The organism is Sphingobacterium sp. HJSM2_6, from assembly GCF_049316305.1.
In the GTDB taxonomy this organism is placed as follows: Bacteria; Bacteroidota; Bacteroidia; order Sphingobacteriales; family Sphingobacteriaceae; genus Sphingobacterium.
In genome coordinates this window covers 122,565-135,003 of record NZ_JBMOXB010000006.1, presented here as the reverse complement: position 1 = coordinate 135,003, position 12,439 = coordinate 122,565, and the positions used below count along the sequence as shown (strand labels likewise).

At 36.6% G+C, this 12,439-nt stretch carries 8 protein-coding genes and 1 riboswitch; of the genes, 3 read left to right on the top strand and 5 right to left on the bottom strand.

Going from position 1 to position 12,439, the window contains the following annotated elements:
* The first annotated feature begins 20 nt into the window (after positions 1-20).
* Positions 21-671 carry a carbonic anhydrase gene (locus tag ACFRAE_RS07425; RefSeq protein WP_422796503.1) on the top strand — a complete coding sequence of 217 codons (651 nt, stop codon included), beginning with the start codon at positions 21-23 and terminating at the stop codon, positions 669-671.
* Between the two features lie 56 nt (positions 672-727).
* Here the strand turns inward: ACFRAE_RS07425 and ACFRAE_RS07420 are convergent, their stop codons facing one another.
* Positions 728-2,002 (bottom strand): FAD-dependent oxidoreductase, encoded by a 1,275-nt coding sequence (locus tag ACFRAE_RS07420; protein WP_422796502.1) that lies wholly within the window; start codon positions 2,000-2,002, stop codon positions 728-730.
* A 94-nt stretch (positions 2,003-2,096) separates the two neighbouring features.
* On the opposite strand from ACFRAE_RS07420, the gene ACFRAE_RS07415 reads away from it, so the two are divergent.
* Positions 2,097-3,770: a glutamine--tRNA ligase/YqeY domain fusion protein gene (locus tag ACFRAE_RS07415; protein ID WP_422796501.1), complete on the top strand. Its 1,674-nt coding sequence runs from the start codon at positions 2,097-2,099 to the stop codon at positions 3,768-3,770.
* Positions 3,771-3,804: 34 nt separating this feature from the next.
* Here the strand turns inward: ACFRAE_RS07415 and ACFRAE_RS07410 are convergent, their stop codons facing one another.
* The 4 genes from ACFRAE_RS07410 to rimM form a co-directional block, all read right to left on the bottom strand.
* The gene (locus ACFRAE_RS07410; RefSeq protein WP_422796500.1) at positions 3,805-6,816 is read right to left on the bottom strand and encodes a DUF2723 domain-containing protein; all 3,012 of its coding nucleotides are present in this window, start codon (positions 6,814-6,816) and stop codon (positions 3,805-3,807) included.
* 165 nt (positions 6,817-6,981) lie between these two features.
* Complete coding sequence (locus ACFRAE_RS07405) at positions 6,982-7,188, bottom strand: YwbE family protein (RefSeq protein WP_422796499.1); 207 nt, start codon at positions 7,186-7,188, stop codon at positions 6,982-6,984.
* A 124-nt stretch (positions 7,189-7,312) separates the two neighbouring features.
* On the bottom strand, positions 7,313-8,269 hold the full coding sequence (locus tag ACFRAE_RS07400) for a methylenetetrahydrofolate reductase (RefSeq protein ID WP_422796498.1): 957 nt from the start codon (positions 8,267-8,269) through the stop codon (positions 7,313-7,315).
* A 47-nt stretch (positions 8,270-8,316) separates the two neighbouring features.
* Positions 8,317-8,414: riboswitch (SAM riboswitch) on the bottom strand.
* Between the two features lie 67 nt (positions 8,415-8,481).
* Positions 8,482-9,009 carry a ribosome maturation factor RimM gene (gene rimM, locus ACFRAE_RS07395; RefSeq protein WP_422796497.1) on the bottom strand — a complete coding sequence of 176 codons (528 nt, stop codon included), beginning with the start codon at positions 9,007-9,009 and terminating at the stop codon, positions 8,482-8,484.
* Positions 9,010-9,344: 335 nt separating this feature from the next.
* Between rimM and ACFRAE_RS07390 the strand changes: the two genes are divergently transcribed.
* Positions 9,345-12,431 carry a SusC/RagA family TonB-linked outer membrane protein gene (locus ACFRAE_RS07390; protein WP_422796496.1) on the top strand — a complete coding sequence of 1,029 codons (3,087 nt, stop codon included), beginning with the start codon at positions 9,345-9,347 and terminating at the stop codon, positions 12,429-12,431.
* Positions 12,432-12,439: the final 8 nt, after the last annotated feature.

Genomic DNA, 12,439 nt, shown 5'->3' with positions numbered 1-12,439 from the left:
GAATAAAAAATATATATAAAATGGGCATTAAAGAATTAGAAACTGGACTAAATACGATTATAGAAGGAAATAAAGGTTGGATGGAATTTGTAAAAAATGATAATACAGGTCGTTTTCAACAATTAGCTAAAGGTCAAAACCCAGAAATTCTATGGATAGGTTGTGCTGATAGTCGTGTTCCTGCCAATGAATTGACAGGTACTAAACCAGGAGAAGTTTTTGTTCACCGTAACATTGCCAATATGTGTGTGCATTCGGATATGAGCATGTTATCTGTTTTAGACTATGCCGTTAATGTACTGAAGGTAAAACATATTATTGTTGCAGGTCATTACGGATGTGGTGGTGTTGCAGCATCAATCAGCAGAAAACAATACGGTATCATTGATAACTGGTTGAGCCATATTAAGGATGTATATCGTCTTCATGCAGAAGAGATTGACAACATTGAAGATCAAGAAAAGAAAGCAGACAGATTAGTCGAATTGAATGTAAAAGAGCAAGTATTAAATCTATGTACTACTTCTATCGTTCAAAATGCATGGAGTAATGGTGCAGATTTAGCTATTCACGGTATGGTGATTAATATCGGAACTGGTGAATTAATCAATCAAGATTGTACATTTACAAGTAACGATTCTTTAGGAAAAGTTTTCCAATACGCTAAATAGGTTTTAGAACCAAAAAAATAGAGACACACAGCAATGTGGTCTCTATTTTTTTTATCTTATTTTTTAAAACTTCCGTCTTCTTTTATCCCTTTAGCAAATGAATCGGAATACAAATCGGTCATAACTGCAAATTGTGTTTTAGTAAATCGCTGTTCTGCCTGGTATTGTCCTTCAAATTTGCGCTTGCTATTCCAATCTTTTACCAATTGCTTTTCGACTTCATCTCCTCTGAAAAATATGAATTTGATTAAGCTTAGTAAATCCTTCCATTGCATCTCATCCTCCCGATAATTATCTAAAAACCACAATTGACTTCGTGTATACATATCATTCATGACCGCTTTTATTTCACTAAATTGAACATAATCGTCTGCATTTAGCTGGTATTTTCCGTCTTTGTTTTCCCCAAGAAAGAAACCTGTTAAAAATAACTTTTGAAGAGATTGGTAATGCACATTCGTAAATAACACGTCTTGATAAGGCATCATTCGCATTTTGTAAGTCATTAATTCTGTTTGTAATTTCCTTACATCAATTTGTTTACTTTCGGTTTTAAAAAAAGCAACAAAACCAGCAGTAGCCCCTAATACTTGTCCATAAACTGATTGGAAGGCTATAGATCCTTCTCCCTTCTTAAGTTTACGTAATAAACCAACATCAAACAGATTGTCTTGTTCAAAGGATAGGATATCTTTTAATAGGATCATTCGCACATCCGTATCTAATGCCGCCACCCCTAATGTCGTTCTACTTAATGCTAAAGTCAATTCTTCAGGTTTTAAAAATGAAGTTGAAGGAGTTGATTTCTCTTTCCAAACGACCTGTTTTACTAAATCAGAATTGTAGCTAGCGTCTATCAAGGAATGCACCACGTATTGTTCCTTATTGGACAATTGAACTGCCCAATTTCTTTTATTCCGGGTAACTTTGATAGCTTGCTGGTTTTTAACGATTTTTAAGTCGGGGAATGCTGACAACATTTTTTCTGCGGCATTCCAAGCTAATTGATTATTAAAATCCTTTTTAACCACTTGGGCCAATGAATCGCTGGTCGTATTACTCATGGCCATTTTCATCAGTAATTCCATCCAGATTCCTGCGTCCAAGAACTCATTGTTATTAATCTTCAAGGGGCCCTTTCGAAACTCTGGAAGCATATTTTCTTCATCAACCACCCAAATGGTAGGCACATTCGACTTTGCAGCTTGCAAGGCCGCAGAAAAGGCTGTGATGTCTGATCCATAAACTAACAATCTTGGCTTCTGTTTTTTCTGTGCCCATAAAACCATTGGAAAAAACAAGCATATTAATACGACGATTCGAAAATTCATAATTCAGTAAATATAAACCTAAAATACATAAAATAGCGTTAAGTATTCGTTAATGACTCATCCAATATATCGTTGAAATAGCTAACTTTGCTACATGGTAGAAGAAGAAAAATCATTAAATTTTATTGAAGAAATTATCGAAGAGGATCTTCGCAGTGGAAAACATGAGGGTCGTGTATTGACTCGTTTTCCTCCTGAACCAAATGGTTATCTTCATATTGGACATGCAAAGTCAATTTGTCTAAACTTCGGATTAGCACAAAAATATAATGGAAAAACAAATCTACGTTTTGATGACACCAACCCCGTAACGGAAGATGTCGAATATGTAGAAAGCATCAAAAAAGATATACAGTGGCTTGGTTTTGAATGGTCTGAAGAATTATATACCTCAGATTATTTTGAAACCCTTTATAATTATGCAGTTGACTTAATTAAAAAAGGACTGGCTTATGTAGATGATAGTTCGGCAGAGGAAATTGCGGCAGCAAAAGGATCACCTACCGTCCCTGGTACTCCTACTCCTTACCGCAGCCGATCCATTGAAGAAAACCTGCAATTATTTGAAGAAATGCGCGCAGGTAACTATCAAGACGGTGAAAAAGTTTTGCGTGTAAAAGTAGATTTGGAGAATCCAAATATGCACATGCGCGATCCCATTATTTACCGAATTAAACATGCGCATCATCACCGTACTGGGAATCAATGGTGCATCTACCCGATGTATGATTTTGCTCATGGACAATCGGACTCCATAGAAAAAATAACACATTCGGTATGTACCTTAGAATTTATCCCACATCGTCCATTGTACGACTGGTTGATTGATCAATTGGACATCTACCCTTCCAAACAATATGAATTTGCTCGTTTGAATATGAACTATACGGTGATGAGCAAAAGGAAATTATTGCAACTGGTGAATGAGCAGGTTGTCGAAGGATGGGATGATCCTCGCATGCCTACGATATCCGGTTTACGAAGAAGAGGATATACTCCTGAAAGTATTCGTAACTTTTGTGAACGTATAGGCATTCAAAAAAGAGAAAATATGATTGATGTAAGTCTTTTGGAATTCTGTATTCGAGAAGATTTAAACAAAAGTGCTTGGCGTAGAATGGCTGTGCTTGATCCAATTAAATTAGTTATCAGCAATTACCCCGATGGCCAAGTGGAAGAATTACATGGCGAAAATAACCCCGAAGTGGAAGGTGGAGATGGTAGCAGAACTATCCCTTTTTCTAAGGAATTGTGGATTGAACGTGATGATTTTATGGAGGATGCTCCTAAGAAATTCTTCCGTTTAGGACCAGGATTATCCGTACGATTAAAACATGGTTATATTGTCACTTGTACAGACTTCAAAAAAGATGATCAAGGAAACGTAACCGAGGTTTATTGTACTTATGCTCCAAATTCTAAATCGGGTGAAGATACTTCTGGACTAAAAGTGAAAGGAACGATTCATTGGGTATCTGTAACGCATGCTAAGGAAGCAGAGGTCCGTTTATATGAACGTCTGTTCTCCGAAGAGAACCCTGCAGCAGCAGAGGATTTTAAATCGTCTATCAATCCTGACAGTTTAAGCATCATTGAAAAAGCATATATAGAACCTGATTTGGAAAATGCTATTCCTGCTAAAGGATATCAATTTATACGATTGGGCTATTTCACACTAGACGCTAAGAATAGCATAGCTGAAAAACTAGTATTTAATCGAACAGTAACCCTAAAAGACTCTTGGGCAAAAGAGGTAAAGAAAGGTTAAAAATATAAAAGGAGGCTTAATAAGCCTCCTTTTTTTACATCCATGCTTCTTGATATTTCTTTTGCATTTGTACTAAACTTGCGAGCATTTGTTCGTCCTTAGCCTGTTGCGCCACTTCTAAATACCGATCAAGGGTCGCTAATCCTAATTGTATGACATATGGATCAAATCCAACATTAGCTTTTTTAGTTATGGCAAGCTGTTGATTAAGATATTCATCTAACGCATTTATATTCTTATTTCCTAATAACTTTGCTTTCTCCACTTCCGCGACTTTATACAGAGTGTCAACGACAATACTATTCATATAAGCTTGCCGAACGGTTTGGATAACTTCTGGTTGGAAATCATATGCTTTCAATGCAAGATCCTTCGCTTTTTCGGTTTCCCCCGCTTGCATTAAGGCTGCTAGTCCTTGTTGATAAACTTTAGGGAATACCCAATTCTCATAATAAAAATTTGAATCGGTATCCAAATGACTTATCGTCGATATATCCCCCCATGCATAAGTATGCTTCACATGATCATATAGCTTATCCGTATTCACTAATGTGCTTTCTATATCCGGTTGTCCTACTTCTACTGGCAATAATTGATAAACTAAACCTTCTGATGCTAAATATTTATCCATCCCCATGAAGATACTATTAGGACTCATACTCGTAAAATAAATGGGTCTTTCCCAATTATTATTGACCAATATGCCCATCAAACTTAATTCTGCTCTAGAAACGTAATTTTGTTTAAACTCCCACTGCAAATACTCTGGTATTGCCGATTGCCATTTCTCAGGAATTGTAAGGTTACTAAGTACAGATTCCCGGTTTACTTTCAACTGCCATTTCTGATTGGCTAAAATATTTTCCGAAGTGCCGTCTGGCATTTTGACTTGGTCTTCCGGTTTATCCGATAACATAACAGCCAACAGCTTATCAATATCTGAATAGCCTTCAATTCCCATATCCATCACACGGATTCCATCTCGAATACCTTTTTTCACTTGTTCATAAGAGAAGCCTATAGGTAATGCTTTGGATTGATTCATATCCCGCATCATTTGCTTAACATACCAGTCAGATTGCAAATAACCATAATTGATCACCCGAACATCGGTCCTAACGCCTTCTACTTCTTGCAAATACCAAAGTGGAAAAGTGTCATTATCCATGTAGGTAAATAATATGGCATTTGGATCACAGGACATTAAGGTATTATAGGCAACATCTTTACTCATCGATCGAGCAGATCGATCGTGATCGTCCCAGTTTTCTTTTACTAACAACATAGGTCCCATTAGCAACGACAAGGCTAAAGAACCATAGGCAATCGGTTTACTGAATGAAAAAGAATATTTCTGTAAAAACTCCGTTAATCCAATCATTCCTAATCCAATCCAAATAGCAAAAACATAAAAAGAACCCGCATACGCATAATCACGCTCTCGAGGTTGCAATGGCGTTTGATTAAGATACAATACGATAGCTATTCCTGTAAAGAAAAACAACAGTCCAACAATTGCTGTGTCTCTTTTGCTTTTCTTCCATTGCCACAGAAAACCTATAACACCTAAAATCAAAGGCATAAAGAAATAGGTATTTCTACTAGGATTGCTTTTAAAAAAATCACTTATATTACCTTGCCCCGGTAATCTCATTTCATCTAGAAAAGAAATTCCAGATATCCAATTCCCAGCGGTATATCCTTGTTGTGCAGGCTGATCATTCTGCCTACCTACAAAATTCCAAAGAAAATAACGCGTGTACATATGGTTTATTTGGTATTCGAAAAAGAAGCGCATATTATGCATAAAGCTAGGTTCCTCCCCATCTTTTAAACCCAGGTATTGTTTATAAAACTCACTGTGTTTTTCACTATAAACCCGTGGGAATAGGACTTCCTTATCATACTGATACCCAGAAGTACTGTGTATTGGGGCATAACCATCTTTTTCTTTCCGATAGTCTGTTTTTGAATTAATGCCTACAATCTGCGAAGTAAATTTAGGCCCTTTTAGTAAAGGTTCACTTTGATATTGCTCACGACTTAAATACCCTAAGAAAGAAAAAACATTGTCTGGAATATTATTATTTAAAGAGATGTTGGTCTGTGCTCGAACAACCAATAAGGCATAGGAACCAAAACCAAAATAGATAAATGCAAAACAGAGCAAAAGCAATTGAAGTGTGGGTTTATTTTTCTTCTTTGCGATCCATAAACCATAAAGCATTAAACTTACTAAGAGCACAATAAAGGTCATTATTCCAGTCCCAAAAGGTAGGCTCAACCCATTCACAAAGAATAAATCAAACTGTGCTGCTAACTTTACAGAATATTGAATTACTCCCCAAAGAATAAATGCTAACAAAGTCAATCCCCCAATAAAGGATTTCAGGATTCCTTGCCAAGAGATACGATTGGATTTTCTAAAATATACCAGCAATGTTAAAGCAGGAATACTGAGTAAATTCAGCAAGTGTACACCGATGGATAAACCCATCACAAAAGCAATAACGATTATCCAACGATTTGAATCTGCTTCATCTGCCCTTCGCTCCCACTTCATCGCCAACCAAAAAACGACAGCCGTACACAAGGAAGACATCGCATATACCTCCGATTCTACAGCAGAATACCAGAAGGTATCTGAAAAACTATAGGCCAATGCACCTACCATGCCTGCACCTAAAATTTTAAAAATATTTAAATCATCATGGGGATTCGTTTTGCTAAGTATTTTTCGAGCTAAAGCCGTAATGGTCCAAAATAAAAATACAATAGTTAAGCCGCTGCAAATAGCAGATCCCACATTCATCATGTAGGCTATTTTTGAAGTATCACCGAAAGCTAAATTGGAAAATAAATTCTGAATTAAAAGAAATAATGGCGCACCGGGTTGGTGTACAATTTCTAATTTATAGGCCGAGGCAATAAACTCTCCCGTATCCCACCAACTGGTCGTTTTATCGGTACAAAGGATATAAACGATCGTGGAAATCAATCCACACATCCATCCAAGTAGGTTATTCCATTGATTATACTTCATCATAGCTTAGCTGTTAGTTACAATAAATGTAAAGAAGTTTCTTTACTCCATTGTGGGATTAACAGTATTTAACAAAAGAAGGTTTTATAGCTTGGGAAAATCGCTTCAAATTAAGGATTAGTGGATCAGGTATTGTGGCAATGCTTCTTGTGGTATTAGGGGTATGATTTAAAAATCATCTTCAATTATTTCTGCCACGCGGCCCACCTGCCCATCCGTAAGTTTCACCTTTATCCCTCGGGTATGAAAATTTGCAGAGGTCAAAATATTTTTCACAATACCTTCCGTCAATTCGCCAGTACGTTGATCTTTTTTTAGGATGATATTGACTAACATTCCCACCTTTATATCAGCTCTATTATTTGGATTTGGCATATGTATTTTATTTTCAACAAAAATAGGTTTAATATCATCGACAGCGAAATAAAACTATTAAATAACAAGAGAGTCAAGCTGTTTTTGCTTGACTCTCTTATTATTTGAGCTAATCGTAGGGAACTTATACAAGTTTCTCCACAATCTTTTTAGTAGGACCTGGATTACTCATGGTATAGAAATGCATTACTGGTGCTCCAAATTCAATTAATTCTTTACATTGTTGCACCAACCATTCCTCTCCTACCTGTCTTACATCAGCATTTGTCTTACAATCTGCTACGGCATCACTCAAGTCTTCTGGGATATCTAAGTGAAATATTCGAGGTAAAGTAATCAATTGATTTTTACTAGTCAATGGTTTTAACCCTGGAATAATAGGCACATGAATATCATTTTCCCGACACTTAATGACAAACTCTTTATACTTTTCAACGTTGAAAAACATTTGGGTTACAATAAATTCGGCACCCATCTCTACTTTCTTTTTCAACCATTTAAAATCTGTATTAAAATTGGGGGCTTCAAAATGTTTTTCAGGATAACCCGCTACACCGATACAAAAATTTGTTTTCTCGGCAATAGTAATATCCTCATGCAGGTATCGGCCTCTATTCATATCCACCACCTGCTCTAGCAATTCTGTGGCATAGGCATGTCCACCTGGGGTTGGAATAAAATCAGCATCTCCTTTTCGAGCATCACCTCGCAGTACCAACACATTATCGATTCCTAAAAAATTCAAATCGATTAAAGCATTTTCCGTTTCCTCCTTCGTAAAACCACCGCAAATAAGATGCGGAACTGCATCCACTTTATATTTACTCATGATAGCTGCACAGATAGCAACGGTTCCTGGTCGTTTTCTATAAGAAACTCGTTCCAATAAGCCACTGGAATGTTGCTTATATAGATAATCCTCCCTGTGGTAAGTAACATCAATGAATGGTGGTTTAAACTCCATCAATTCATCCATAGTTTTAAAAATACTCTGTATACCTTGTCCTTTAGCTGGAGGAAGTAATTCGAAAGAATATAAGGTTTTACCTTTTGCGTTTTTAATATGATCTATAATTTTCATAAAAATATATTAAGGCTTAGAGAAAACGCAGTGTGGGTCTGGTTTGCAGCTTATCTTTCCCTTTCGGGGTAGAATGTAGCACCTTGAATGAATCAGGTTGCTAAGGCTTCAGCGGGTCTATTCCCTCTACCTTTCTCTATAAGCGATGGCTAATATCGTCAATCCTAGAGGAATGACAAAATATAATACTAAAAAAGATGATAAGAATTGGATTATTGCTCTAAATACATAGCAATCAAACCCTCTGGTAGTTTAACGACGATCACCTCTTCCTCCTGATCAATGCCTACGATTAGATCTTCATTGAGTGGAAATAAGACTTCTTTTTCCTCCATAGCGATCGTCGCAATAAATTGTTGGGGCATTTCCTGAACTTCTGTAATTTCTCCCAATTCACCTTCCACCTCATCAATTACCAAATATCCGACTAAATCAGTATACCTAAAATCATTGGGATCACGCTCCGGCATTTTTTCAAGGGGTAAATACATCTTTTTACGCACCAAAGGTTGTGCTTTATCAATATGATCGACATCTTCAAAAGAAACATAAGCTGTACTATTGTTGTGGAGTTTTATCTGATCCACAAAAAAAGGCACTAATTTATTATCAATTTCTATAAAGATAATATCCAAATCTAAAGCTGCATATTCTTCGAACTCGAAGAATAGTTGTAATTCCCCCTTCAATCCTCTCGATTTACTAATATAACCTATATAAAAACTTTGATCTATTGTCATGATGTATCTTAAACGACAAAAATACGCAATATAAGTGGAAAAGGTTCATCGTACATCACTATAGCGTTTAGATAAATGTTCCAAACCCAACAAAAGAACTTAAGCTATCCTAAGAATAATCACACTTGAATTAAATAAAAACAACTAATTGACCTAATTAAATAAATATTAATTTAATAATTCAATTGTTCGTTACAATATCAATCGTTTGCACAATTTAAGCAATCGTTTGATATGGCTTCACTAAAATTATTAATTAACAATTACTTTATCATTGTATTAAACAAACCCTAATTATGGTTCCCCAGAACCTTAAAACTTTAATTGAATTAAATATGTATAAAAAAAGATTACTCAATTTTTTTTTAGCTAGTACACTATGCCCCTTTTCAGCAGCATTTATACTAGCATCCTTCAGTCAACTTGAAGCAAGGGCAACGCCAAACACTTGGCCAAGTCCCATCAAGGAGTCTAATTTCCAGCAAAGCATCCAAGGAAAGGTAAGCAATAGTGCTGGTCCTATAGAAGGAGCGACTATTGCAGTCAAAGAAAATCCAGCAAAAGCAACATCCTCAAATAATAAAGGTGAATTTTCCATCGATGCTAGTGTAGGACAAACATTAATTATCACAGCTATAGGCCATGAGAAAAAAGAAGTCAGCATTACTGCTGCGACTTTAACCATCAGCCTAACAGAAACCAGTGATAATATTGATGAGATCATTGTTGTTGGATACGGATCAACCCAAAAGAAAGAAAGTCTAACAGGATCCCTATCTACGGTATCGGGTTCCAAATTAAGAGATGTAACCAATCCATCAGTAGAAAACATGTTGAACGGTAAAGCCCCTGGAGTATATGTTGCTCCTGGAACGGGACGTCCTGGTGCACGCGGTGGCGTTGTTATTCGTGGACAGGCGACATTAAGTGGATCCACAAGTCCTCTATGGGTGATTAACGGGGTAATTTTCGGAAATAATCCCGGCGATTTAAATCCGGATGATATCGAAAACATCGCCATTCTAAAAGATGCTGCTTCTACCTCCGTTTATGGTTCTCAAGGAGCTAATGGGGTTATCGTCGTAACGACAAAAACCGCATCTTCAAAAGACCTTAGCTTATCCTATTCGACCAAGGTAGGTTTTAACCAATTGACCAACGGAAATCTTCAGATGATGAATGGCTCCGAACTCTATGATTATTATGCCTCATTTAGCAATGCCGATGTCATTAAATTCCCACGTTGGAAAGAAGATCTTAAAAACAGCAATTTTGATTGGTGGAATTTAGCTACCCGAAATGGTTTTACACAAAACCATAATGTTTCCCTCAATGGAGGAACAGAGAAAGTGCAATCTTATTTATCACTTGGATATTATAATGAATTAGGAGCTGTAAAAGGATACGACTTTGACCGTTACAATGTGCGGTTGAATACGGTTTTCAAACCTTTCTCTTGGTTAGCAGTAAAACCTAGTTTAGTTGGAGCTAGACGTGGAGTAGATGATAGGCAATACTCAACTACAGCGATGTACTCCAATTTACCTTGGGATAGCCCATACGATGAAAACGGACAATTAGTACCACATCGTGCCAGCTCATGGGTCAATAATGCCAGTACCAATTACTTATATGACCTTCAGTGGAATAAATATGGTAATACGAATTATGAATTGATGGGTAACTTAGACTTTGATGTAAAAATTACAGATTGGTTAACTTTCTCTTCTGTGAATAATTACATTGTGAATACCTATTCCTCTTTTGGCTATGAAGATCCAAGATCAAATGCAGGAATTGGTGTAACAGGTCGTTTGACAAATTACCGTTCAGAATACAACAAAAGATACAGCAGTCAGATTTTCCGTTTCAACAAAACATGGAATCAACACAACTTAAACGGTTACTTAGGATATGAATTCAATGATTATACCACTAAAACCTTAGATGTTGCTGGAACAGGATTTATCCCTGGATTTGAAGTACTCGATGTCGTAGCAAAACCAGAAAAAACAAAAGGTGGAATCAGTGAGTGGGCAAAACAGTCGGTATTATCTGTTGCAAATTACGAATACGCTAATAAATATTTAGGTCAGGTATCCTTCCGTAGAGATGGAGCATCTTACTTTGGTAACAACAATAAATATGGTAATTTCTTCTCGATTGGTGCAGGATGGAACATCCATAATGAAGAATGGTTTGATGTGAATTGGATTGATGCCCTTAAAATTCGTTCCGCTTACGGATCAGTAGGTAATGTACCAAGTATCTTATACCCTCAGTACAGCTTATATTCAGTTTCCTCGGCTTCCGGATACAATGAACAACCAGGCGCTTTAATCAGCCAAATTGGTAATCCAGATTTAACTTGGGAAAACACCTATACTTCTGGAGCAGGTCTTGAAGCTGCATTTTTGCAAAACAGACTTCGCTTAACAGTAGATTATTACAGCAAAGACACTAAAAACATTCTTTATGCAGTGCCTATTACAGGCTTAGTCGGTGTAACCTCATTATGGAAAAACATCGGAGAAATGAACAATAAAGGTATTGAAGTATCCTTAGGTGCAGATATCATCAGAAAAGATGATTTATTATGGAGTTTAAATGTGAATGTTGGTCATAACGTTAACAAACTAACTAAATTATATCCTACTCGTGATGCCGCTGGAAATTATGTCGTTAGACCAGTAATCATTGGTGATGGATCCAATATTGCAGGTTCAGCGCAACGTATGTTAGAACCAGGACTACCTGTAGACACCTATTACATGAAGGAATGGGCGGGAGTAAATCCAGATAATGGTTTACCATTATGGTATAAAGTAGAAAAAGATGCTGATGGTAACGAAACTGCCAGAACAACAACCTCTAACTATTCAGCTGCAACTTTCCAAAAGTTAGGAAACGCTGCTCCAAAATTATTTGGTGGATTCAGCACGTATTTAAGCTACAAAGCATTTGATTTAAATGCCAATTTTGGCTATTCCATTGGTGGAAAAACCTATAATTATTTCCGTCAAGAATATGATTCAGATGGTACTTATACCGACAGAAATCAAGTAAAACTACAAGATGATTGGGTTAGATGGGAAAAACCAGGTGATCAAGCCACTCATCCCGTAGCAAAATACAACAATCAAGATAAGGGAAATTCTGCTTCATCCAGGTATTTAGAGGATAACGACTTCTTAAGACTTCGTACCTTGACTTTAGGCTATAACCTAGATCTATCAAAATACCATATGAAAAATGTACGTTTATTCTTAACTGGAGAAAACTTATTTACCATCACCAATTACTCAGGGGTGGATCCAGAGATGTCAATAAACGAAAGCACAGGTGGTATTTTAGGTACAGCGGGACCTTCCATTTACCCAGCAACTCGCAAATTTATGTTTGGGTTTAATGTTACATTTTAATTTTTTTG

Bases quoted from the DNA above. Each gene is read 5' to 3' on its own strand.
- ACFRAE_RS07425 (WP_422796503.1), top strand. From the start codon at position 21: ATGGGCATTAAAGAATTAGAAACTGGACTAAATACGATTATAGAAGGA.
- ACFRAE_RS07420 (WP_422796502.1), bottom strand. From the start codon at position 2,002: ATGAATTTTCGAATCGTCGTATTAATATGCTTGTTTTTTCCAATGGTT.
- ACFRAE_RS07415 (WP_422796501.1), top strand. From the start codon at position 2,097: ATGGTAGAAGAAGAAAAATCATTAAATTTTATTGAAGAAATTATCGAA.
- ACFRAE_RS07410 (WP_422796500.1), bottom strand. From the start codon at position 6,816: ATGATGAAGTATAATCAATGGAATAACCTACTTGGATGGATGTGTGGA.
- ACFRAE_RS07405 (WP_422796499.1), bottom strand. From the start codon at position 7,188: ATGCCAAATCCAAATAATAGAGCTGATATAAAGGTGGGAATGTTAGTC.
- ACFRAE_RS07400 (WP_422796498.1), bottom strand. From the start codon at position 8,269: ATGAAAATTATAGATCATATTAAAAACGCAAAAGGTAAAACCTTATAT.
- rimM (WP_422796497.1), bottom strand. From the start codon at position 9,009: ATGACAATAGATCAAAGTTTTTATATAGGTTATATTAGTAAATCGAGA.
- ACFRAE_RS07390 (WP_422796496.1), top strand. From the start codon at position 9,345: ATGTATAAAAAAAGATTACTCAATTTTTTTTTAGCTAGTACACTATGC.